The following is a 24,454-nucleotide window of genomic DNA, read 5'->3' as shown; positions in this document are numbered from 1 at the left end:
CGGACTCACGCCGACGCTCTCCAGTCTCCGATGATGCCGCGGAACAGGCCGTCCGTTCCCGGTTCCAGCTCTCCCCGGCGGTGGACCGACAGCGCCAAAGTCGCGGGGTCCAGTTTTCCGACCGGGGTGCTGAGATCGGCGGTGGCAGCCGCCAGCAGGCCGAAGAAGGTTCGCGCCAGCCGGATCGCCGTGTCCTGCCCCACGAGCCGCGGCCGGTTCTCCAGTTCGAGGGCCAGCTCCCCGCGGCGCCACCCCAGGGAGAACGTGATGTCGTAACGCGCCGAACCTGTCACCAGTTTGTTGGTGGCGAGCGTCGCGGTGTCGAGGCTCCGCGTGGGCGCCGGGGTGTTCTGCAGGATGAACATCGTCTGGAAGTAGGGCGTACGCTCGGGCTCCACGTGAGGCGCGAGCTCGTCGAGCAGCACGCCGTAGGGGATGTCCTGGTTCGCGTGGGCCGCCATGACCAGGCGGTGGGTGTCCTCCACCAGCCGGCCCACGGGTACATCGGGCCGGAACACATACGGCATCACGAGGGTGTTCACGAAGAAGCCGACCACGTCCCGCCACCGCTGGTCGGTACGCCCGGCGAAGGGCGTACCGACGGCCAGGTGGTCGCAGCCGGTCAGCCGCGACAGCGCCAGCTGGTAGATGGCGAGCCCCAGCACGAAGAACGACGTGCCGCAGGCGCGTGCCGCCTGTTGTGCGTCCTGGATCAGGCCCTGCGGGAGGCCCAGCCAGGCCATGTCACCTCCCCACCAGGGCGCCTCGCGGTCCTGGCCCTCCCCGGGCCAGGGCAGGGGCCCGGGCGGGCTCGCCAGCCGCTGCCGCCAGTGGTCGAGCTGCGTCTCATGGACGCCGCGTTCGATCCGCCGGCGCTGCCACACCGCGAAGTCGACGTACCGGTGAACGGGGGCGGGGCGGCCAGGCACGTCGGACAGCAGGGCGCGGTACCGGTCCTCCAGGTCGTCGAAGAAGACCGGGGAGGACCAGCCGTCGAAGGCGATGTGGTGGAAGTTCACGATCACCGCGGTCTCGTCCGGTGCCAGGCTCACGAGGTGGGCCCGGGTGGTGGGCTCCGACCGCAGGTCGAAGGGGCGTGCGGCCTCGGCCGACCCGATCTCCCGCAGCCGCCGGATCCGCTCGGTCTCCGGCAGCCGCCGCAGGTCGTGCCTCAGCACGGGTACGTCCCCGGGGGCGTGCAGCCGGGCCGTGAGCCGCCCGGCGGACTCCTCGAAGGAGGCCCGCAGCGATTCGTGACGCGCCACCACGCCCCGCAACGCGCGCTCCAGCGCGCTGAGGTCCACCGCACCGCGCAGCAGCACCGCGATCGGCACGTTGAACGCGGCCGAATCCGGGAACCGGCCCTGATACGCCCAGTGCCGTTCCTGCCCGAGCGAGGCCCGCCAGGCCGACCCGGCGCCCGCGGTGCGCGGACGGTCGTCGTACGCCGTGCTCATGCCTGTGCCTCCTGCTGTCCCGTCCGGCCCAGGACGACCTCGGCGAGCGCCGCGGGCGTGGGGGCGTCGAACAGATCGGCGACGCTCATGGTCACCGCGTACCGGTCCTGGAGCCGGGACACCAGCTGGACCGCGCTGAGCGAGTCGCCCCCCATGTCGAAGAAGTCGTCGTCGGGCTTGATGTCGCCCAGCCCGAGGGTCTCCCCGAGCAGGCGCACCACCTCGGTCACGGCGTCGTCCGCGGGCTCGGGCGCTCGGAGCGCCTCCTGTCCGGCCCGGACGGCAGGCGGCGTCGGGGCCTCCCGCGCCGGAAGCAGCGTCTCCTGCGGCCTCGCCGGTGCGGCGGTAGTGGGCGCCTCGGCCACAGTCCATTCCTCCGCCGGGACCACCGCCACCTGCGGGGGGACGTGCTCTGTCAGCAGACGCATCAGCGCGTCGATCCCCTCGTCGAGCGTGATGCCCGAGGTCAGGCCGATCGGCGCCGACTCGTCGCGGGCGACGCGCTCCGTACGGCCCGGCGCGGGCGCCTCCGGCGTGAGGGCGATCTTGGTGTAGCCGCTGACCGTGACCACCGCCCGGCCCAGCGCGTCGTACAGCTCGGCGTCCACCGTGGACCGGCCGACCCGCTCCGGGCGGCGCACCATGTGAACCATCAGCTGACCGGGCACCTCCCCGTACACGACCGCCCTGCGGCAGGTGAAGGGTACGTAGTCGCCGGCCGGGAGGTTCAGCGCCAGCGAGCGGTCGAGGAGGGCGGGGTGGACCGGGTGCGCGTCGAGGTCGCCGAGGTGCTCCGCGCTCAGCTCCAGACGGCCCACCGTCACGTCGGTCTCCCGGTACGCCTCGCGGACGCACGCGAACCTCTCCCCGAAGGCGAAGTCCGTGGTCGCGCCCTGTGGTGCTCCGGGAGTGACGGCCGGCCAGCCCTCACTGAGCGCGGCCAGGTCAGCGGTCGGCCGGGCGGCGTCCTGGGAGCGGTCCACGGACACCCGGGCCCGTGCGTGCACCGTCGGCCGCGCCTCGCCCGCGGCGGCACGGACCGTCGCGGCCCAGGCCCCCTCGGCCGTCTCCGCCAGGACGACGGTCACCTCCGTCGGCTCCGCCACGAACAGGGGCTCGGAGAGCACCAGGTCTTCGATGACGACGGGGTCGAGGTCGTCGGCGCCGCCCACCTCCCGCACGGCCCGCACCAGGAGGTCGAAGTAGGCGGCCCCGGGCAGCAGCGCCCGGCCCTGCAGGCGGTGTTCGTCCACGACCCAGTCGCCGGGCGCGACGACGGTCGTCCAGCGCACCCCGCCCGCCTGGGGCTCCGCCCGGTCCGTGGTGTGGTCCGGGGCCGCACCGGCCATCCCGACCTCGTGCCAGGTGGGCCAGTCGACGCTGACGGTGACTGGGGCTCCGGGGGGTGTGCCCACGGCGACCGCGTCCATGAAGGCGTTCGCCGCCGCGTAGTCGGCGCTGCCCAGCAGCCCGTTGAGGGCGGCCCGGCTGGAGAACAGCATGAGGAACCGGATGCCGGGCGTGCGGGCGACGACCTTGTTCAGCACCAGCGTGCCGGTCACCTTCGCGCGCAGGACCGCTTCCATGTCCGGGCGCGACCGGGTGCGCAGCAGCCCGCCGCCGGCGACGCCCGCGGTGTGCAGAACGCCGTGCACGGCGCCGTAGCGGGAGCGCAACTCGTCGAAGAGGCCCAGCGTGGCCTCGGTGTCCGAGACATCGACCGCGTGCAGCGTGACCTCCGCGCCGGCCGCCTCCATCGCGGCGACCATCGGGGCGACCCGCTCGGTCTCCTCGGGCCGGTCCGCCTTGCGTCCCAGCAGGGCGAGGCGCGGGCGCAGCCCCGTGTGGGCCAGCGCCTGGGCCACCGCGAGACCGATGGCCCCGAGCCCCCCGGTGACCACGTAGACGCCGCGTTCCTCCAGCAGCGTGCCGACCGGCCCGGGGGCCTCGTACGCCGTGCGGTCCGGCACCCAGCGCCGACTGCCGCGCAGCGCCAGGACCGGGTCCGTGGAAGAGGGGTCGGCGAGTTCGGCGGCGAGCACCGCGGCGGGCACGTTGCGGATGTCGATCAGCCGCACCTGCCCGGCGCCCGCTTCCAGCGCCGCAGACCTCACCAGGGCGCACGCGGCAGCGCGGGCCGGGCACAGGCGCTCGGCACCGGTGACGTCCACGGCGGATCGGGTGACGACCGCAAGGGGCAGCGGGCGGTTGTCCGCGTCGCGCCGCCCGGCGGCCGACTGAAACAGCTCGACGACGGACCACAGGGCCTCGTCCAGGGCCTCGGGCGCGTCTGCCGCACCGTCGTCCCCTGCCGACTCGGCGAAGGCCCGGCCGTGCACCAGCAGGCGTACGTCGACGGCCTGTTCGGCGAGATGGCCGAGATAGGCGGCGATGTCCTCGGGGTGCCCGCGCCGTACCGTGCCGCGGTAGTCGGCGGCCTCGTACACGGTGCCTTCGGTGACCGGGATGGCCCGGTAGCCGGCCAGTTGGACGGAGGTCAGCAGCTCCCGCGCGACGGCCGGGTCGGCCGGGGTGAGCACCACGGCGTGGCCGTTGCTGCCGGGTGTGCGGCGTGGCGCGGCCGGCACATGCCGGGTCGGGCGCCAGCCGGGCAGCGCGAGCACGGGGCGCTCGGGGGGCGCGGGGTGCGCCGCTTCCTGGTCGTGCCGAGGCGCCTGCCGGGTGTCCCGCTCGCCCTCGGAGGCGGCCGCCGGGCGTCGCTTCCCCGCGGCGGACGGCAGCCAGAACTCCCGGCGCTGGTACGGATAGGACGGCAGCGCCACCCGGTGTGTGTCCTCCGGGCGCGGCAGCGCCTCCCAGTCCACGTCGGCCCCGTCGCACCAGGCGTGGGCCAGCGCCTGAAGCAGCATGGGCCAGTCGGCCTTGCCGCCGGCCGACTCGGTGGCCCTGGGAAGGCTGCCGACGGCCCGGTGACCGGCGTCGCGCATGCCGGGATGGCGCCGGATCAGGCTGGTCAGTGCCTGTCCCGGCCCCACTTCGAGGATGCGGGCCGAATCCTGCCCGGCCAGGGTGTCCAGGGCGTGCCCGAACAGCACGGGCTCGACGAGCTGTTCGGCCCAGAAGCGGGGTGAGGTGGCCTGCGCGGCCTCCAGCGGCCGGCCGGTGGCGGCGGAGATCACCGGGATCCCGGGGCCGCGCAGCGCGCAGCCCGCCAGCAGGTCGGTCAGTTCCGCCACCGCCGGAGCCATCATCGGCGTGTGGAAGGCGTGCGAGGTGGACAGCAGCCTGCCCTGCACGCCGCGCGCGGCCAGGACCTCTCGGAAGGCCTCGATCGCCTCGGCCGGACCGCCGACCACCACCTGCTGCGGGCCGTTGACCGCGGACACCGCGACCTCCGCGGAGAGCAGCTCCCGCACCACGTCCTCCGCTCCGGCCACGGCGAGCATCCGGCCGGGCGGCATGCCCTGCATCAGCTCAGCCCGGCGGGCGACGAACCGTACGGCGTCGGCGAGCGGCATGACCCCGGCCAGCGTCGCCGCGACGACCTCGCCCACGCTGTGACCGACGAGGGCGGCGGGCTCCAGGCCGAAGACGCCGAGCGTGTGGGCCAGGGCGTACTCGACGGAGAACAGCAGCGGCTGGGCGTGCACGGTCCGGGCGACGACTTCCGGGTCGCTCTCCTCCTGCCACATCTTCAGCAGGTCGATTCCGAGGGCGTCGGAGAACAGCGACAGGCACTCGCGCACCCGGGCGTCGAAGTCCGGCAGGCGGGCGGCCAGGCCCGCGGCGGCCCCCGGGTGCTGTGAGCCCTGCCCCGGCAGGGCGAACACCAGACGCCGACGCGTGCCGTCCGACAGCGCGGTCGGCTGCGTGTCCGGGTCGGCGAGGGTTCGCGCGGCCTCGGCCGGCCGGGTGAAGGTCAGCGCCGCCCGCACGGGCAGGGCCCGGCGCCCCACCTGGGAGGTGAGGGCCACGTCGGCCGCGGTCTCGTCCGGCAGCGCGCCGAGGGCTTTCGCCAGGCGGGCGCGTACCCGGCTCTCGGCTTCCCTGTCGGTCCCGCTCCACACCAGCAGCTCGGTGCGCTCCGGGCGGGCCGGCACCGGTGCGGGGCTCGGGGCCTCCTCCAGGATCACGTGGGCGTTGGTGCCGCCGAAGCCGAACGAGCTGACCCCCGCGCGGCGCGGTGATTCCGCCACGCGCGGCCAGGGAAGCACCGAGTCGGCCACACGGAACGGGGTCTCCTCCAGCCGCAGCTGCGGGTTGGGCGTGCGTACGTTGATGGTCGGCGGGATGCTCTCGTGGTGCAGCGCCAGCACCGTCTTGATCAGGCCGACGATGCCGGAGGCCGGGCCGAGGTGGCCCAGGTTCGACTTCACCGAGCCGATCGCGCAGCTGCCCGGCCGCAGCTCGCCCGAGGCGACCGCGAGCATGGCCTGATGCAGCCCGTGGATCTCGACGGGGTCGCCCATCTGGGTGCCGGTGCCGTGCAGTTCCACGTAGGACACGGTGTCCGGCTCCACCCCGGCGACGGCCAGGGCCTCGGCGATGGCGCGGCTCTGCCCCTCGGAGCTGGGCGCGGTGAACCCGGGGCGTCCGGCGCCGTCGTTGTTGATCGCGGAGCCCCTGATCACGGCGTGGACCGGGTCGCCGTCCGCGAGCGCGTCGGCGAGCCGTTTGAGGACCACCACGCCGCCGCCGCTGCCGAAGACTGTGCCGCTCGCCTCGGAGTCGAGCGGACGGCAGTAGCCGTCGGCGGAGTCGATGCCGCCGGCCACGTGGCGGTAGCCGCGGCCGTAGGGGGTCTCGATCTCCACGCCACCCGCCAGGGCGATGTCGCAGTCGCCGAGCCGGAGGGCCTGGCAGGCCAGGTGGGTGGCCACCAGGGAGGTGGAGCAGGCGGTGCGGACGTTCAGGCTGGGGCCGCTCAGACCGAGCCGGTAGGAGGTGTAGGTGGCCAGGTAGTCGATGTTGTTGGACACCAGCGCGACCATCTCGCCCACCTGGGCGAGGAGTTCGGGATCGGCCCTGATGTGGTCGTCCACGTAGTTGTCGCTGGCGCAACCGCCGTAGACGCCGATCTCACCGTCGTAGCGGGACGGCTCGTAGCCGGCGTGCTGCAGGGCGGTCGAGCACAGCTCGAGGAAGAGCCGGTGCTGCGGGTTACGCAGCTCGCTCTCGCGCGGGGAGATGCCGAAGAACGTGTTGTCGAACGCGCCCACGTCGTCCAGGAGCGGTCTGGCGCGTATGTAGTGCGGGTCCTTGAGCAGCTCCGGGTCCTCGCCCGCGGCGAGCAGCTGTTCTTCGCTGAGCCGGTGAATGCTGTTCCGCCCCGCCAGGAGGTTGCGCCAGAACTCATCGGCGTCTGCCGCGTCGGGTACCCGCACGGACAGTCCGATGATCGCGATGGCGTCGCTGGTCACTGCTCCGGTGCCTTTCTTGCTGGGGATGGGTGGTTCCGTGGGGTCAGCCCCGGCCCTGCTGCCGTCGGCGCAGGGCGGTGCGGACCGCGCGGCGGGCGTCGCGCTCGCCGGTCGCCGTGTGCGGCGTTCCTGCGCGGCGCGGTGCCCGGGCGGGCCGGGCGGCGGGGGCGTCCCTGCCGCCGAGGTGGGCGGCGAGGTCGCGGGGCGTGGCGAAGCGGAAGACGTCCGCCAGCGTGAGCCCGAGCCCGTCCACCGTGACCAGCAGGTGGTACAGCTGGAGCAGGCTCATCGACACCATGCCCGCGTCGAAGAAGACGGTGTCGGGGGTCAGGTCCGTGCCCGGCGGGCACAGTTCCCCGGCCCGCTCGGTGATCAGCCGGGCGAGGTCCCCGGCCGCCGGCCGGCCGTCCCCCCGGGCGTCGCGCCCGCCTCGCCGGTCCCGCAGCTGTCCGAGCAGCGCGGGGACATCGGCCTTGCCGTTGCGGTTCATCGGAAGGGCCGGCAGCCGGATCCAGTACGCCGGCTGCTGCCAGCGGGGCACTGTCCGCGCGAGTTCGGCGGCGAGATCGTCGGTGCTGCCGAGGCCGGTCCCGGCGACCCAGGCGATCAGGCCGCCGCCAGGGTGGTCCGGGTCGGTGGCCACGGCACACTGGTCGACGCCCTCCAGCCGGGCGATCGCGCCCTCCACCTCGTCCAGTTCGATCCGGTAGCCGCCGAGGGAGACCTGCCGGTCACGGCGGCCCACCAGGCTCACGGCGCCATGCCGGTCGCGGCGCGCCAGGTCCCCGGTCGGGTAGCGGCGGACGCCGTCGGCGAGGGCTGTGCTCGCCCGCCGGTCCGGTGCGTTCAGGTAGCCGAGGGCCAGTCCCCGGCCGACGACGACGAGTTCGCCTGTCTCGCCGGTCAGCGCGGCACGGCCCGCCGGGTCGACGACCTCCAGGCGGCGGTACGGGGTGCCCCGCCCGATGGGCACGGTGCCGCGTCGCCCGGCCCCCGGGTTCGTCCGGTCCCACGGGTGCAGGCTGCTGGCCTGCGGGGTCTCGGTGGTGCCGTAGAGGTTGAAGAGCGCGGCGCCCGGGGCCAGCGCGGCGGTTTCCTCGGCACGGGCGTCGTGCAGCGGTTCGCCGTGGAAGACCACGGCCCGCACCGAGGGCAGGACCCGTTCGGCCCTGACGGCGGCGAGGATGCCGGCCTGCGTCGGCGTCAGATGGAGCACGGTGGCCCCGGACGACTCCAGCAACTCCAGGTGCGCCTCAGGCCGCTCGGTCTGCCCGGGGCCGGGCAGGTGCACCCGGGCGCCGAGGACCAGCGGCAGCAGCAGACTCCTCAGCACCGGGTCGTGGGCGGGCGGCGTGGTGAGGCAGAAGACGTCGTCGCTGCCCAGGCCGAGCTCCGCCGCGTACCAGGCCAGCGGCTCGGGCAACGCGTCGGCGGGCAGCACCACGAGCGCCGGCCGCCCGGAGGTCCCGGAAGTGACGATGAGGTGACCAGGCGCGTCCGGGGTGAACTCCTCCTGGCGCCCGTCGGGTTCGCACCCGCTCAACGCGGACGGCTCGACGCTCTGGTACGGCACTCCCGGCACCGTCTCCGGCCCGATCCCCAGCGCGAGGCAGGCGTCGGCCGCGGCGAGCACGTGCCGGCGCCACGGGGTGGGGGCCTCGGCATCGACGAGCAGCACCGGCCGTCCGGCGTGCCAGGTGCCGAGGATCGCCGCGGCGAGCCCGGCGGTACGGCGGGCCATGACGGCGACGGGCCGGCCGGGCTCGGTCCGCTCGCGGACCAGGGAGCTGACGCGGCGGACCCAGAGGGCGAGGTCCCCGTACGTGACCGTTCCCGTACCTCCCACCAGGGCGGGCCGCTCCGGCCACCGCTCGGCCTGGTCCAGCACGGCACGGACCAGGTCGGCACAGGTCCGGCCCGCCTCGAGGGACGGCGCGGGCCCGGAGGTGTCCCCGGCCGCCAAGGGCTCCGCGAGCACCGACAGCAGGGCTTCCCGGCACGCCTGGAGGAAGTCGTGGGCCGTGTCGGTGTCCCAGAAGTCCGTGGCGTGGACCAGCCGCAGGCGGTAGCCCCCGTCGGGGCGGCGGGACAGATACAACCCGAGGTCGAACAGGGACCAGCGGGTCTGCGGCTCCATGGGGACGGCGGGGTGGCCGCCGAAGGAGGCGGGCGGATCGGCCTGCGTCAGGTCGTTGAACCATGCCTGGAACAGCGGATTGCGGTCCGGTGACCGCTGCGCGCCGACCTCCGCCACGATCTCGTCGAAGGTGACCCCCATGTGCTCCGCCGCGGTGAGCACCGCCTCGGCCACCGGCCGCAGGACCTCACAGGTCCCGGCGCCCTCGGGGACGTCGACGCGTACGGGGACGGTGCGCATGAAGAAGCCGACGGCCTCGTGCTGTTCCTCCGTCTCGCGCCCCGACATCGGCACGCCTACCAGCACGCTGCGCTGCCCGGTCCAGGCGCTGAGGGCCCGCGCGAGGGCGCTGACGGCGAGGGTGGCGACGGTGACCCGCTGGGCCCGGCAGACCCGGTCCAGGTCCCGGCTCGTGTCCGCGTCGAGGTCGGCCAGCGTCTCCGCCCCGCGGTGGTCCGGCAGCCCGGGGCGCGGGCGGGCGCGGGGCAGGTCCAGCCGCTGCGGCACGCCGTCCAGCCAGGAGCGCCAGAAGGCCAGGTCCTCGGCGTGCCGGGAGGCGGCGCGGTCCTCCTCGGGTGCCGAGGCCAGCGCGTCGCCGAACTGGACGGGGTTCGGCAGCCGCGCGGCGCCCCGGCCGGATCGTGCCGCGTACAGCTCGGCGAGGTCGCGCTGGAGGATGTCCAGGGAGCGCTGGTCGGAGACGAGGTGGTCGACGCACAGCACCACCCGGGACTCCGTGCGCGCGGTGTCGCGCAGCAGGCCCACCGCCAGGCGGGGCAGCAGCTCGGAGGGGAAGGGCACGTCCGCGACCTCGGCGACGAAGTCCCGTACCGCGCCGTCGGTGACCGTGCCGACCGTGCGCTCGGTGAACCGCTCGGGCCAGGGCGGGAGCGCGACGCGCCGGTGCGGCTCCGTGGAAGGCGCCCGCTCCAGCACCGTACGCAGGGACTCATGACGGGCGATCAGGTCGGCGCAGGCCGCGCGCAGGAGGTCGGGGTCCAGCGCGCCCCGCACCTTCAGCACGCCCACCACGTTGTAGGCGGGGGAGTCGGGGAACACCTGCTGCCACAGCCACAGCCGCCGCTGCTCGGGGGAGGCCGGGCCCGAGCCGTCCGCCCGCCGGGTGACGGGCCGGGCGCGCTCCGGTGCCGTCCCGGGCAGGCGGGCGCGCAGCCCGGCGAGCGAGACGTTGTCCCGGAGGAAGAGGGACAGCGGGAGCCTGACCCCCCACCGGCCGAGGATCCGTCCGGCGAGGCGGGCTGCGGCCAGGCTGTGCCCGCCCACGTCGAGGAAGCCCAGGGTCTCGTCGTCGGGGACGGCGCCGACGGCCTCCTCCCAGCAGTCGAGAAGGTCGTCGGCCGGCCGGTCGGCGGCCCGGCGGGCCGGGGTGAGGGCGGCCAGCCGCTCCTCGGCCAGCGCCCGCAGGGCCTTGTGGTCCTGTTTGCCGCTGCTGGTGAGCGGGATGGTCGCGGTGGCCATGAACAGCGCCGGCACGAATGCCTCGGGCAGCGCGGCCGCCACACGCTCCCGCAGCCCGCGCCACAGGTCCTCGTCCGGCTCGGTCCCCGGCGCCGGGACGACGAAGGCGCACACGGTGAGGGCGCCGTCCGGGCCGGGCGCGGCGACCACCACGCTGTCCCGCACCTCCGCCGTGTCGCGCAGCACGTCCTCGGTCTCCCGCAGCTCCACGCGCTGGCCGCGGATCTTCACCTGGTGGTCTTTTCGTCCCAGGTACTCCAGGGCGTCACCGTGCCGGCGCACCAGGTCGCCCGTCAGGTAGAGCCGGGGCACCGGGCACCACGCGGGCGCCGGAACGAACGCCGCCTCGGTCAGGTCGGGCCGGTTCAGATAGCCGAGGGCCAGGGGGATGCCCCCGATGGCGAGCTGACCGACCCCGCCGTCCGGTACCGGCCGCATGTCCTCGTCGAGGATCACCAGGGTGCAGTTGTCGATGGGGCCGCCGATCAGGACGGTGTCCAGGTCGTCAGTGCGCCGGGGGCACTCCCAGGCCGTGACGTCGATGGCCGCCTCGGTCGGCCCGTACAGGTTGTGCAGGTCCGCGTCGAGGACGGACCGGAACCGCCGTACGAGGCCCGGGGCCAGGGCCTCGCCACTGCACACGACCGCGCGCAGCGAGGCGCACCGGTCGGCGCCGGGCCAGCGCAGGAATTCCTCCAGCATCGACGGCACGAAGTGACAGACCGTCACTCGGTGGCGGGTCACCCAGTCCACGACCTCGCCGGGATCACGGTGCGCGCCCGGCGGCATGAGCACCTCGGTGGCGCCGGAGACGAGCGGGCCGAGCAACTCCCACCCGGAGACGTCGAAGGTGGCGGGCGTCTTCTGCAGGATGCGGTCCGCGGGTCCGAAGCCGTAGGTGTCGCACATCCACAGCAGCCGGTTGCACAGGGCCAGGGAGGGTACGACGACGCCCTTGGGATCACCGGTGGAGCCCGAGGTGAACAGCACGTAGGCCGGGTGGTCGTCGGCGACGCGGGTCAGCGGCGCCCATTCCGGCGGTGCGGTGGCGCCGGAAGCGGGGTGTGCGTCCAGGCGCAGCACCCGGGTGGTGCCGTCCTCCCGGCCGTCCAGGCTCTCCGCGGTCTCGCCGGTGACCAGCGCGAGCGCGGCTCCGGAGCGGCGTAAGATCCCCAGGCGCCGCTCGTGCGGGTCCTCGGGGGCCAGTGGCAGATAGGGCAGGCCGGCCTTCAGCGCGCCGAGCAGGGCGAACACCAGGGCACGCCCGCGCGGCACGCAGACGGCCACCACGTCACCGGGCCGGCCGTCGGCGTCGGCGAGGAGGCGGGCGACCGCGTCGGAGGCGGTCTCCAGTTCGGCGTAGGTGACCGTCCCCGCGTCGTCGACGAGCGCGACGGCGTCCGGCGTGGCGGTGGAGACGGCCCGGACGAGTCCGGGCACGCCGAAGGGTGCCGGGCGGTCCCGGTCCGGTCCTCGCAGGATCGCACCGCTGACGTCGGCCGTCGAGCCGTCCATGCGCATTCCCTTCCGGTGCAGTGAGGCGTGGGAGAGTTGGTGGAGTTCCAGTCGGCTGGGGGCTGGGATTCCGGAGTCAGCTGCCATCCGTGGCGAACTGGCGCGCCCGGCGGTCGTTGCGGCGCAGCAGTACCAGTCCGGCGGCCAGCCAGGCGGCGCCGACCAGGGCCTCCAGGCTGGCCTGTGACGCCCAGGGCCGGCCGTCGGCCAGGGCCCGCAGCGACTGGGCGCCGTGCGTCAGGGGCAGCAGCTGCGACACCCACCGCACGGGCGCGGCCAGCCGATCGGCCGGCGCGATGATGCCGCACAGCACGAGCAGGGCGTACACCGCGAAGTTGGTCAGCACGGCCGAGGCCGGGTGCAGGGCAGCCACCGCCGCGACGGCGAGGCCGAACGCGGTGGCGCTCAGCGCGGTGAGCACGAACAACCCGGAGCCCTGGAGCAGCGCGCCCATCAGCTGCCACTCCCCGAAGTAGGCGCACACGCCCACGACCGCCACCAGCGCCGAGGCCACCGCCTCCACGAGGTAGATCCAGCACCGGGTCAGCTGCACGAGGGGCAACCCGGGCCGGCTCGTGCGCACTCGGTACAGGGTGCCGGCGGTCAGGTCCTCGGTCATGCTGTCGGCCGCCTTGACGACCGTGGCGAGCGACAGCACGTGCACACAGGCCCCGACGATCGCGAACCGCCGTCCTTCCAAGCCGCCCGCGAGGTATCCGAGGTAGGCGAGGAACAGGGGCTGCAGTACGGATCGGGGCACGGTGGAGCCGATGAGGGTTTTCACCCCGTACACGGCGAGGTAGTCGCGGCGGGCAGCCCCGGCGACGACCGTCAGCCCGCGCAGGCGTTCAGGCGAGCGCAAGGGTGCCTCGCTCTCTCGCGCGGTGCAGCACCGTGTGAAACGCCCAGCGGGCCAGCAGCGCGTAGCCGCCCGTGGTGGCGCACAGGCAGACCCACGCCGTGACGCTCTGCGTGCGGCCCTCCGCGGCGGCGGTGAGCAGTTCGGTGGCCCAGCGCAGCGAGATCACGTCGGGTACGTGGCGCAGCCAGCCGGGCAGCAGCTCGATCGGGACGATCATGCCGCCGAGCAGGGACATCGGGTAGACCAGCGCCTCGGCGATCCGCATGGCGGCGGGCGTCAGCAGGAACAGGCAGCTGAGCAGCGCGCCCAGTACCAGGGCCGAGCCGAACGTGGCGAGAGCGGCCAGCGTGAAGGCGCCCACGTGCGCGATGCGCAGCGGCTCGCCGGTGAGCAGGCCGACGCAGCCGATGGTCAGCGTGATCAGCAGGGCGCAGCGCAGGGCTGTGCCGATCGTCTTGCCGAACAGCACCACTCCGAGGCCGGCCCGTCGGGTGAGGATGCCTGGCAAGGTGCCCTGCGCCAGTTCCTCCCGCAGGATCAGGCCGGTCTGCCAGATGGCGCAGCTCCACAGCGCGAGCACGCCGCAGCCGAGCTGGATCTGCCGGGGTGTCAGCAAGGACTGCGGGCCGCGGGCGAGCAGCGTGGCCAGGCACAGTGCCGCCGGCACCACGCAGCCGGGGATCACGGCGCTGAGGATGTGCTGCTGCCTGAGCTGGAAGATCATGGTGTGCCGCAGCACCGACAGGTGGGCACGCGGTCCGCCGCCGGCCCGCGGCGCGGGCCCCTTGTGCGGGCTTCCGAGGGTCGTCATCCGGCCTCCCCGGTGCGCAGGCCCGCGAGGCGGTTGAACACCTGCTCCAGCCCGACGGGCTGGACGCGTACGTCCCTGATGGCGCCCGAGGGCCACCGGCGGGACAGCTCCCGCAGGGACTCGGCGGTCCACTCGGCGACCTCGAACTCGGTGCGCCACAGGGCCTCGTTGGACGCGCGTTCACTGGACAGCACCTGGATGCCGAAGCCGCCGTCCGCGTCCGCCCCGACCGGGCAGGGGCTGTCGGACAGGACCGCGACCGTGGTCGCGCCGCCGCTCTGCTCCAGCAGGTCGGTGAGCGGCAGGTCGTGGCTGACGCGCCCGTCGCGGAGGATCACCACGCGGGAGGCCAGCCGTTCGATGTCCTGCAGGTTGTGACTCGTGAGCAGGACGCCGACGCCCTCGTCGGGCAGCTTGGCCACGACCGAGCGCAGCCGTTCGGTCTCCAAGGGATCCAGGCCCACGGTGGGCTCGTCGAGCATCATCAGCGCCGGGCGGGCCATGAGGCCGACCGCGAGGTGGAGCCGCTGCTTCATGCCCTTGCTGAACGTGCCGACGGAGCGCTCCGCCACGTCGAGCAGCCCCACGGAGGCGAGCGCGTCGCGCGCGGTGGCGGCGAGGGACTTGGTCGGCAGGCCTGACAGGGAGCCGAACAGCATGGCGTTGTCGAGGGCGGACAGCCTCGGGTAGAGCCCGCGGTCGCCGCCGAAGACCACGGACAGGCGGGTGCGGACCGCTCTGGAGTCCGACGCCACGTCGATGCCGTCGACCAGGACCCGGCCTCGGGTCGCGGTCAGCAGGGTGGCGATGATGCGCAGCAGCGTGGTCTTGCCGGCGCCGTTGACGCCCAGCAGTCCGACGATCTCACCGCGGCCGACCGTGAAGGACACCTCCGACAGGGCGGTGACGACCTTCCTCTTGTCGACGTAGTCACGGCCCACGCCGTCCACCACCAGGGCGGGCGGGGTCACCTCGCTCCCTCCCGCGCGCCCGGCACACCGGCATCGGACGGCTCCCAGGCGGCGGTCCAAGGCTGCTGCCACTCCGCGTCAGGCAGGGCCCGTCGGCCGAACCGGCGCAGCCACTCGGAGGTGTCCACCGGGGACGTCTCGGCGCGCGGCGAGGACGCGAGCGGCAGCGCGACCGACCACAGCGGGCTGAGGTGGGCGCCGCGTGCCACCTTCGCCTGGTATGTCTCCATGCCGAGGTGGAGCACTCTCAGCCCCTGCTGGTGCATGTATTCGATGGGCAGGTAATAGCAGAGCGCATAATATTCGAAGGCTTTTTCGGTCTGTGTGTAGTCGAACCCGACCGCTCGCGCGTACAGCACCTCGCCGAATTCGTACATCAGGGAGAAGCCGACCAGTCGGCCGGAGCGGCGCGCGGTAAAGACTCTGGAATATCTGCCGAGCATTTCGACCTGGCCGGCGAGATAATCTCTCATTCCTTCGTCACGCGCCTCATGTCCGTATTTCCGCTGGAGTTGCCCAAGTAGCGGCGCGGCCTCCTCGTAGCAGTCCTCCAGTTTTTCCAGGCCCAGCTCATACCCGGCTGACCGGAACGTGGAGAACTCGTGCCTGACGGCAACTCTCCGCTTACTGCTGAGATTCCGCAGATATCCCTCGAAGGAGGCGCCGTCGGTCACCACCGCGGCCTCGGCGCCGTCCAGGGCGACCGCCGCGCCGCGTTCCCACAGCAGCCGGGCGGTGCGGGTGGTCACGAAGGGGAACAGGCAGCCGCGCTCGCCCCGGGCCTCGGCCCGCTCCAGCGCCGCCGCCAGGAGCCCGTCCACCTCCGCGTCCGTCTCGGCGGGCAGTTCGAACCGGTAGCCGCGCCGGGCGCCCGCCAGCGTCCAACTGCCGCCCATGCCAAGCAGGTCGAGATGGCGTTGGCGCGCGTAGAACGGGTTGTGCTCCACCTCCACGTCATACACCGGGAGGGCGCCGACAAGTCGGTCCCGCCGGCGGGCAAGGAGGTACTCGACACCGGCTCCGGGCTCTCGCTCGACCGAGTCGAGCCACGCGTGCGACGCGTACAGCCCCCCGATCGCGGCGAGGGCGTCCCACTCTGCCGCCGCGACATCCGTCAGGGACGGCACGGCACGCACCTTGACCGTGACCGACAAGGCGCATCCCCCTTCCGCTCGCCATGGTTCATTGCAAGGAACCCGTCGAGGATTCCGCCTCGCCAGAGGGAAACTGAGCGCAGAGAAAAGGAGTACCGCCCCCCGACAGAACGTCATATTAACCGGGTGACAACCACATGCCACAGTGAGCCAGGTCACACGACCCCGACATGCACCAATTGCCCGAAATGCCAACAGCTGGTGCCAGGTAATACACAGGTCCGCGCGAATCGCCACCGAATTTATTGCTTGCCTCGGTCGAACGAGGATGCTTAACTCCCCAAGGAATATCGGCCGGGAAAACTCGTGTTGTCTGGGCGGCCCATAGTCTTAGGGGGAATCATCGACGGCGACCGCACGCCTGCAAGCACCGTCGGGCCGGTGGTCTACGCGGCACTCACCGAGGAACTCCTGCGTCTTTCCCTTCCGCGGATCCGAGAGGCTTTCGGCTCCTCGGCCGAACTCCGCCCCTGGCAGGAGGCGCCGGAGCACGGCGGGATCCTGCTGATGGCCCCGCATGAACTGCCCGCCGCGCAACGCGAGTTGATTCTGCGGTCCGCCGGGTGGTCCTGGGTCCATCTGACCTCGGCCGGCGCCGACTTCATCGACCTCGCCTCCTGGTCGGCCGACACCCTGCTCACCCGCAGCTGGCGCTGCTACGCCGCTCCGCTCACCGAGTACGCCCTGCACGCCGTGCTGACCCACGAGTGGCGGCGCGGGGCACCTTGGCAGGAGCGGGACACCCGCTCGGTACCGGCCCCGGACGCTCCTCCGGTCCCCGCCGGGGCGAGCACCGGAGGCGGGGTCGGGCTGTGGGGCGCGGAGGTCAGCGTCGCCGGGTGGGGGGCCGTGGGACAGCGCCTGGCCGCCGTCTTCGACGCCCTCGGTGCCTCCGTGACCGTGCTGCGGCGGCGGCCGGCCCCCGAGCCGGGCTCCCGTATCGCGCAGACCTCCGACCTCGGCCGGGCCCTGGACGCCGACCACCTGGTGCTGGCACTGCCGCTGACCACCGACACACGTCACCTGTTCGACCGGGCCGCGCTCGGCCGGGCCCGCCCGGGCCTGCACCTGGTCAACATCTCCCGCGCGGCCATCGTCGACCAGGACGCGCTCACCGAACTGTGTGCGGCAGGGCGGCTGTTCGCCACCCTGGACGTCACCGACCCGGAACCGCTGCCGGCCGGGCACCCACTGCGCCGGCTGCCCACCGTCCGGCTCTCGCCGCACGTGGCGTGGCGCAGCCGCGACAGCGACTGCGCCTTCGCCGACGACTTCGCCGCTGTCCGGCACGCGCTGGCCCACCCCGGCACACCTGTCCCCGGCGTCGTACCGCCGACCAGGGACACGCACGCCCGGGCCGCCGTCCTCGGCACCCTCACGGCGGACCGATCATGACAAGCTCCACACCCCCCACCACCCTCCACGGCGCCCACACGACAGGCCGATCATGACGAACTCCCACACCGGCCGCCCGACGGAAGCGGTCCCCCCGCGCCCGCTGGCGGTGATCCTGCACTCCCGACAGCCACTCACCACCGACCCGACGGCCACCTTCGACCCGGCGCACTGGGACACGGTCGTCCTCACCGACGCCGAGGCCGACGCCGTGACGCGCGAGGACGTGCCGGGCCAGGTCCCGGCCGTCCACCACGCGCCGCGCGGCGAGTGGGCCGCGGCGATCCGGTCCCTGGCCGCGGACCGGCCGGTGCAGATCGTCACCAACGACGAGTACAGCCTCATCGCCTGCGCCGAGCTGCGTGCCGAGTTCGGCCTGCCCGCCCGGCACCCGGCCCGGCCCGCGCACTACATCGACAAGGTCCTGATGAAGGAGCGCCTCGCGGCGGCCGGCGTGCGGGTGCCGCGCTTCCTGGCCCTCACCGACGGGGTACCGGACCCGGAGACCGGCACCGCGCTCGTCACCGCGCGCATCGGCCTGCCGGCTGTGGCGAAGCCCCGGCGGGAGGCCAACTCCCGTGGCGTCGGCATCCTCCACACGGAGTCGGAGTTGCGGGCCTGGTTCGCCGGGCACGCAGGCGAACCAGGATGGCAGATCGAGGAGTACCTCGACGGCACCTTCCACCACGTCAACAGTGTGGTCCGCGACGGCGTGCCCACCCCGGTTCAGACCGGCACCTATCTCGGCCCGCTGCTCGACCTGCCCTCCGGCCGCCGGCTCGGCGGCTGGACCGTCCCGCACGACAGCGAACTCGCCCTCCGCGCCCACGAGCTGAACCGCGACGTGGTCGCCGCGCTCGGCGGCGAGGGGGCGTTCGTCGTGCACACGGAGTTCGCCGTCACCCGCGACGACGAGCTCGTCGTCGTGGAGGTCGCCGGACGCGCACCCGGCGCCCTGGTCTCCGAACTGGCCCGGCTGCACGCGGGACTGAACCTGGAGGAGGTCAACCTCGCCCTGCAGGCCGGCCTTCCCGTCCCGGAGCCCCGCCCGACGGGCACGCAGGCCGCCTGGGTGTGGATCCCCGTCATGCCGGGCGAGCGGTACCGGCACACGCCCGAGACCACGAGCGAGCGGCTCGTGCACGTCCGGCAGGCCGCCCGGCAGACCCACACGGGCGCGTCGGGAGCGCTCGGTGTCTCGGTGCTGCTGTGGCACACCGACCCGGACATCCTGGCCGCCGACGTGCGGACCGCGGCCGCCGCCGCGTGGTGCGACGCCTGACCCGCGGCGCCTGGCGACGCCACTTTCCGATCACCAGCCCGGAGCTTGGAGAACGCATGGCCACAAGCACCTTACCGCCGGACGGAACCCGGACCGGCAAGTCGTACCTGGTCGGTCTGGCCGACGGCAGGCGGGTGTACCTCGCGGGCCACCCGGTCGCCGACCTGGCCCACGACCCGATGACGGAGGGCATGGCCGGTTTCCTCGCGGACCTGCTCGACGAGCACCGCCCGGACGGCGGGCTGACCGGGGCGGACGGGCGCCCCCTCGCCTACTCCCTGGCCCGCTCCGCCGAGGAGGTGCGCGAGCGGGGCCGAGCCTTCGCTCGCATCGCCCGGCTGAGCGGCGGACTGATGGGACGCAGCCCCGACTTCGTCGCCACGGTCCTCACGGCCTGGGCCGGCGCTGCGGACCACTTCGGGCCGTACGCGGAGAACGTACGGGCCTACTGGCAGCAGGCACGCGCCTCGAATCTCGTGCTGACGCACGCCATCAGCGACCCTCCCGCCGACCGCCATCTGGGCCCCGGCCCGGGGGGCGAGGTGCAGGCGCTGCGCGCGATACGCACCACCGAGGACGGAGTGGTGGTGCGCGGCGCCAAGATGCTGGCCACTCTCTCCCCCTTCGCGGACGACCTGGTGATCTACCCGTTCCGCCCGCTCGGCGAGTCCGAAGCCGACCAGGCCCTGTGCTTCGCCATCCCCGTCGCCACGCCGGGACTCACCCTGTACTCCCGGCCCTCGTACGCCTCCTCCCCGGCCGGGGACGGGCCGCTCGCGAGCCGCTTCGACGAGCTGGACGCGGTCTGCCACTTCGACGACGTGCTCGTCCCCTGGGACCGCGTCTTCGTCCACGGGGACGTGGCCGCCGCCAACAATCTGCGCCCCGGTACCGGCATGACGTCGTACGCCTGGCACCAGTCCGCGGTCCGCGCCTGGGTGAAGGCGGAAACGGTGTTCGAGCTGGCCGCCCGGTGCGCGAGGGTCAGCGGGCGCGACCGGCAGCCGGTCGTCCGGCAGCAACTGGGCGAGCTGGCAGGCATCGTCGAGACGCTGCGCGGGCTCGTCGTCTCCGCGGAGACCGGCGCCCGGCCCGACGAGTTCGGCCACCACGTCTGCGACTCCGTGCCCCTCGCGGCGTCCGGGATGCTGAACGCCCGGCTCTACCCCCGCGCGGTCGAGCTGCTCCAGGCGATCGCCAGCAGCGGGCTGGTGATGCACCCCGTCACCGCCGACGAGGACCCCGACGCGGCCAGCCACGCCTTCATGCAGACGTACTTCGCCGGATCCGGCGTCGACGGCCTGGCGCACGGCCGTCTGCTGCGAGCCGCCGCCGACCTGACCATGAACCGCTTCGGCACCCGCCAGGTGCTCTACGAACGGCTCTTCCTCGGCCCGCCCGAGGCGTTCCAGGCCAAGTTCTACGACCTGTTCACAGCCGGCCGCCCCGTCGAGAGCCCTGTTCTGGACGGCCTCGACGGATGAGTTCCGGCGCCGGGCACCCGGCGCCGTCCACGCACGCATCGACATCGATTGGATCTGCCATGCCCATTCGCGAGTCCCGCCTCGTACGTGCCCTGGAGCCGTTCCGGGGCTACGTCCTCAGCACCATGATCTTCACGCTGCAGCAGTCCGGCCTCCAGGGCGACTTCGCCGCCGGCACCACCGTCGACGCCCTGGTCGGCGCCAAGGGGCTCGACCGCGCGCGGCTGACCGCCATGGCCGACTACTGGGTCGCCGCCGGTCTGCTCGACCGCTCCGTGGACGGCGTGCTCACCCTCACCGACCTCGCCCGCGCCTACGAGGAGGCGCGCCCCTGGTACGAGATGATGGTCGGCGGCTATGGACAGACGTTCCTGGCGCTCGGCGACCACCTGGCCGAGGGCACCGGTCCGGCCCCGCGGCGAGGCGGCTACGTCGGCAGCGGCAGCTGCGGCATCAGCATGCACGACTCCATCCCGCTGCTGCGCAACCTGCTCGCCGAGGACGGGCGTACCTACCGGCGGCTGGTGGACCTCGGCTGCGGCAGCGGCGTCTACCTGACCGAACTGTGCGCCGACTACCCGGAGATGACGGCCGTCGGCATCGAGCCCGATGCCGACGGCGCCGCCGCCGCGCGGGCCTGGGTGGCCGGCCAGCCCACGGCGGACCGGGTGACGATCGAGCAGGTCGACGCGGTGCAGTGGATCGAGAACACGCAGGACAAGCCCGACCTCGCCGTCCTCGCCTTCGTGATCCACGAAGTGCTGGGGCAGGAGGGCGAGGAGGGCGTCCGCCGTATGCTCACCAAGCTCTTCACCGAGTCGCCCGAGCTGACCCTGGCCATCATCGACATCGACCTGAAGTCCTCCGATCGCCAGGCGATGTCCCAGCCGCTGGCGCAGGCGTACTACAACGCCTATCTGCTGATGCACCCCTTCACCAGCCAGCGCCTGGAGACCAGGCAGTGGTGGGAGAAGCTGTTCGCCGAGTGCGGGCTGCGCGTCGACGCCTTCGACACCACCGACCCCGCCATGGACTCCACCGGGTTCTGCGTCGGCTGGCTCCTGCGGAAGGCCTCCGCGTGAGTGAGCACTACCGGCCGCGGGACAGCATGACCAAACCGCGGATCGCGTCCGGCCCGCGCACCTTCATGCGGCTGCCCTGGGTGGACGACCCACTGACCGCCGAGGGCCGGGTCGACGTGGCTGTCGTCGGCGTCCCCACCGACTCGGCGGTCTCCTATCGCTCCGGGGCCCGTTTCGGGCCCGAGGCGATCCGCGCTGCCAGCATCCTGCTGCGCGACCACAACCCGGCGACGGGCGTGGACGTCACCAGGACCCTGTCGATGGTCGACGCGGGCGACGCGCCCGTGGTCCCCGGCTACCACGAGCTGACCCTGGAACGGCTCGAGGCGTTCCTGGCACCGCTGTACGAGCGGGGCATCGTGCCGCTGCTGCTGGGCGGCGACCACAGCCTGGTGATGGCGGAGATGCGGGCCATGGCCCGCACGCTCGGGCCGGTGAGCGTGATCCACTTCGACGCGCACGGGGACGTCCTCGACGACTACTACGGCGTCAAGCACTTCCACGGCACGATGTTCCGCCGCGGTGTGGAGGAGGGCGTGGTCGACCCCCACCACAGCATCCAGGTCGGTATGCGCGGCTCCGTCCACCCCGACGACGTCGACTCGGGCAAGGCGCTCGGCTACGAGGTCATCGGGTGGGACGAGCTGGCCGTGACCTCGCCGCAGGAGTTCGGCCGCAGGGTGCGCGAACGGGTGGGCGAGCGCCCCGTCATGGTGTCGTTCGACATCGACTTCATCGACCCGGCGTACGCACCGGGCACCGGCACCCCGGAAGTGGGCGGGCCGACCTCGTACCAGACCCTCCAGTACCTCAGGGCGCTGGGGCCGCTGAACTACCGCAGCCTGGACATCGTCGAGGTTGCGCCGCCGTACGACCACGCGGACATCACCAGCCACGCCGCGTCCGTGGTCGCGTTCGAACTGCTGGGACAGGTCGCGCTGCGCTCCAGGCACGCGCGGGCGACCGAGACGGGGGAGGAAACCTGATGACCTTCATATCCGATGTGTCCGGAGAAGCCGCGGTCGGCCATGAGTCCGGCCGGCGGAATCTGACCTCCATGGAGACCGACGCACTCGTCGGCGGGCTGAACGTGTCGGACGGGCATCCCCGGATGCCGCTGACCGAGTCGCAGCGCGCCATCGTGGACAGCCTGCCGGACCTCTTCGACGAGGCTGAGAAGCGAGTCTTCGAGGAGATCGAGGCCGAGGCGCAGCAGGCCTTTCTGCACGGCATCGGCCAGCGGCAGGCGCCCATCGGCACCGGCCGGTTGGTCAGCTGCTACTCGTCGTCCGTGGCGATGGACATCACCGCGCGCGCGCTCGCGCACCGGACGGGCACCGTCGCCCTGGTGCACCCGACCTTCGACAACATCCCGGATCTGCTCAAGGGGCGCGGCCTGACGCTGCTGCCGCTGCCCGAGGCTGAGCTGGACCGCGGGGAGCCCGACCTGCCGGACGAGGTGGGCGCGGTGTTCGTCACCACGCCGAACAATCCGACGGGGTGGGTCCTGGCCGAGGACGGACTGCGCCGGCTCGCCGCGTTCTGCGCCCGCACGAACCGGGTGCTGGCCATGGACACCTGCTTCCGCGCGCAGGACACCCGGGCGCAGTACGACACCTATGCGATCCTGCGGGACTCCGGCGCCGAGTGGGTGGTCATCGAGGACACCGGCAAGCTGTGGCCCACCCTGGAGCTGAAGGCCGGCTTCCTGGCCTGGGGCGAGAACACCGACCTGCCGCTGCTGGAGTACTTCAGCGACGTGCTGCTGTCGGTGTCGCCGCTGGTGCTGCTGATGCTCACCAAGTTCGCCCAGGACGCCGAGCGGGGCGGCTACGCGGACCTGCACGGGCTGATCGCCCGCAACCGGCGTGCGCTGACCGAGGTCCTCGACGGCGGCCCGGTGACACTCACCGACCCGGACGCCCGGATCAGTGTGGCCCGGGTGACGCTTCCCGACGACGGGCCGGACGCCGTCGCGCTCTACGAGGAGCTGGTGCAGCGCGGCACCCACATTCTGCCGTGCGGCCCCTTCCACTGGGACCGGCCGGGTGACGGCGTGCGCCAGGTCCGGCTGGCGCTGGCCCGGTCCGGTGAGGACGTGATCCGGGCCGCCCGCACCCTGGTGGACGCGGTGCGCGCGCACCTGTAGACGGCGGGCGGTCCGGAAGCCCGGCCGCCTGCCGTTCCTCCCGATCGACCCCGTGCACATCCGAGGCGGAAGACGCGATGGACCACACCCCGACCGTTCTGCGGCTGGAAACCGTGACCACTTTGGACAAGGTTGCACCCGAGGACTGGGATGCCCTCGCCGAACCCGAGGGCTTCTACATGTCCCATGGCTGGCTGCGCTCGGTGGAACGCGAGAGCGGTGCCGCGGTGACGTACCTCCTCGCGTACGCCGGCGACCGGCTGGTCGGCGGGCTGCCGCTGTACGAGGTCGAGCGGGAGCACAACAAGTTCTACGCGCTGCGGCCGCGGCTGGAGCAGATGGGCGCCGGCGGAGACTGGGGGGTCGCGGGGTCGCACCGCGGTTACAGCTGCGGGATCCCGCGGGCGGCGGAGTACGAGGACGCCGTCCTCGACCTGCTGCTCGACGCCCGCAGGGAACTCAACCCCCCGTCCCGCACGGGCTCGCTGTTCCTGTTCGCCACCAACCGCACGGCGGCGGCCCTGCACCGGCGCGGGGCCGCCGTCGACTTCGACTGCGGCGACGCCACCCTGCACACCGGGGGGCTGAGCTTCGCGGAGTACTGCGACGGCCTGGTCAGCCGCCGCCGGATCAGCCTCAAGGGCGAGTACGCCCGGTTCCTGGCGGCCGGCTACGAGCTGGGCCGACAGCGGCTGAGCGAGTGCCTGGACGAGGTCGCCCCTTTGCTGGCCAACCTCCAGGCGAAGTACGGCCACGCGACCACCGCCGAGGAGATCCACCGCGCCTTCGCCGACCAAGCCGCCTGTCTTGACGACCGGTCCGTGGTGTTCACCGCCCGCAGCGGCGGCCGGCTGGTCGGCGCCGCCGTGATGTACGAGTGGCGCGGCACGCTCTACGCCCGCGCCGTCGGCTTCGACTACGCCGCGCTGCGGGACGCCTACGAGTACTACGGGCTCTGCTACTACCTTCCTGTCGATTACCTGAGCGAGCGCGGTCTGACCGCCCTCCACCTGGGCATCGGTGCCTATGCCGCCAAGGTCAAGCGCGGTGCGCGCCTGGTTCCGCTGTGGACCGTCGCACTCGCCGACGACCCCACCGACGCCCCACGGCCCGCCCCCGTCGACCTCACGTCATGGCGCACGGACCATGGCCGCGCCGTGGACCCCGGCGACTGGCAGCACCCCTGGACCGAGCCGCTCGGCACGTCATGACGGGAGCCGTGTGAGCCGACGGTCGTGCGGGTCGCGCCGCCGCGGGGCCCCCCCCCCACAGACTCCCACAACGCGGAGACCCCG

The 24,454-nt window shown here is 73.3% G+C and carries 14 protein-coding genes; 7 read left to right on the top strand and 7 right to left on the bottom strand.

The genetic code is table 11. The features are described 5' to 3' along the window. Positions 1–5: 5 nt before the first annotated feature. The 7 genes from ABT288_RS03110 to ABT288_RS03080 form a co-directional block, all read right to left on the bottom strand. A complete protein-coding gene (locus ABT288_RS03110) occupies positions 6–1,457 on the bottom strand; it encodes a condensation domain-containing protein (protein ID WP_351602141.1) in 1,452 nt (483 codons plus the stop codon). Then, on the bottom strand, positions 1,454–6,838 hold the full coding sequence (locus ABT288_RS03105; RefSeq protein WP_351602138.1) for a type I polyketide synthase: 5,385 nt from the start codon (positions 6,836–6,838) through the stop codon (positions 1,454–1,456). The genes ABT288_RS03110 and ABT288_RS03105 overlap by 4 nt, the downstream gene beginning before the upstream one ends. A 43-nt stretch (positions 6,839–6,881) precedes the next feature. Next, positions 6,882–11,969 carry a non-ribosomal peptide synthetase gene (locus ABT288_RS03100; protein WP_351602135.1) on the bottom strand — a complete coding sequence of 1,696 codons (5,088 nt, stop codon included), beginning with the start codon at positions 11,967–11,969 and terminating at the stop codon, positions 6,882–6,884. A 76-nt stretch (positions 11,970–12,045) separates the two neighbouring features. Further along, entirely contained in the window at positions 12,046–12,831 is a 786-nt protein-coding gene (locus ABT288_RS03095; RefSeq protein WP_351602132.1) for an ABC transporter permease, read from the bottom strand. Beyond that, the gene (locus tag ABT288_RS03090; protein WP_351602129.1) at positions 12,818–13,642 is read right to left on the bottom strand and encodes an ABC transporter permease; all 825 of its coding nucleotides are present in this window, start codon (positions 13,640–13,642) and stop codon (positions 12,818–12,820) included. The genes ABT288_RS03095 and ABT288_RS03090 overlap by 14 nt, the downstream gene beginning before the upstream one ends. Then, positions 13,639–14,613, bottom strand: coding sequence for an ATP-binding cassette domain-containing protein (locus ABT288_RS03085; protein ID WP_351602126.1), 975 nt, complete (start codon positions 14,611–14,613; stop codon positions 13,639–13,641). Before ABT288_RS03085 ends, ABT288_RS03090 begins: the two co-directional genes overlap by 4 nt. Continuing rightward, on the bottom strand, positions 14,610–15,767 hold the full coding sequence (locus tag ABT288_RS03080) for a peptidogalycan biosysnthesis protein (protein WP_351602123.1): 1,158 nt from the start codon (positions 15,765–15,767) through the stop codon (positions 14,610–14,612). The genes ABT288_RS03085 and ABT288_RS03080 overlap by 4 nt, the downstream gene beginning before the upstream one ends. Positions 15,768–16,148: 381 nt before the next feature. Here ABT288_RS03080 and ABT288_RS03075 point away from each other — a divergent pair, with 381 nt between their 5' ends. The 7 genes from ABT288_RS03075 (at position 16,149) to ABT288_RS03045 (ending at position 24,370) form a co-directional block, all read left to right on the top strand. Continuing rightward, a complete protein-coding gene (locus tag ABT288_RS03075) occupies positions 16,149–17,162 on the top strand; it encodes an NAD(P)-dependent oxidoreductase (RefSeq protein WP_351602120.1) in 1,014 nt (337 codons plus the stop codon). 52 nt (positions 17,163–17,214) lie between these two features. Then, the gene (locus ABT288_RS03070; RefSeq protein WP_351602117.1) at positions 17,215–18,444 is read left to right on the top strand and encodes an ATP-grasp domain-containing protein; all 1,230 of its coding nucleotides are present in this window, start codon (positions 17,215–17,217) and stop codon (positions 18,442–18,444) included. Positions 18,445–18,500: 56 nt separating this feature from the next. Further along, a complete protein-coding gene (locus tag ABT288_RS03065) occupies positions 18,501–19,928 on the top strand; it encodes a 4-hydroxyphenylacetate 3-hydroxylase N-terminal domain-containing protein (RefSeq protein WP_351602114.1) in 1,428 nt (475 codons plus the stop codon). Between the two features lie 59 nt (positions 19,929–19,987). Continuing rightward, on the top strand, positions 19,988–21,010 hold the full coding sequence (locus ABT288_RS03060; RefSeq protein ID WP_351602111.1) for a methyltransferase domain-containing protein: 1,023 nt from the start codon (positions 19,988–19,990) through the stop codon (positions 21,008–21,010). Beyond that, positions 21,007–21,996, top strand: coding sequence for an agmatinase (speB, locus tag ABT288_RS03055; protein WP_351602108.1), 990 nt, complete (start codon positions 21,007–21,009; stop codon positions 21,994–21,996). Before ABT288_RS03060 ends, speB begins: the two co-directional genes overlap by 4 nt. Further along, a complete protein-coding gene (locus tag ABT288_RS03050; protein WP_351602105.1) occupies positions 21,996–23,159 on the top strand; it encodes an aminotransferase class I/II-fold pyridoxal phosphate-dependent enzyme in 1,164 nt (387 codons plus the stop codon). The genes speB and ABT288_RS03050 overlap by 1 nt, the downstream gene beginning before the upstream one ends. 77 nt (positions 23,160–23,236) lie before the next feature. Further along, positions 23,237–24,370 (top strand): GNAT family N-acetyltransferase, encoded by a 1,134-nt coding sequence (locus tag ABT288_RS03045; RefSeq protein ID WP_351602102.1) that lies wholly within the window; start codon positions 23,237–23,239, stop codon positions 24,368–24,370. Positions 24,371–24,454 lie beyond the last annotated feature (84 nt).

The sequence above is a fragment of the Streptomyces sp. NPDC001093 genome (assembly GCF_040298985.1).
Classification (GTDB): domain Bacteria; phylum Actinomycetota; class Actinomycetes; order Streptomycetales; family Streptomycetaceae; genus Streptomyces.
The sequence above is the reverse complement of the archived record's forward strand: the minus strand, read 5'-3'. Positions and strand labels throughout refer to the sequence as shown.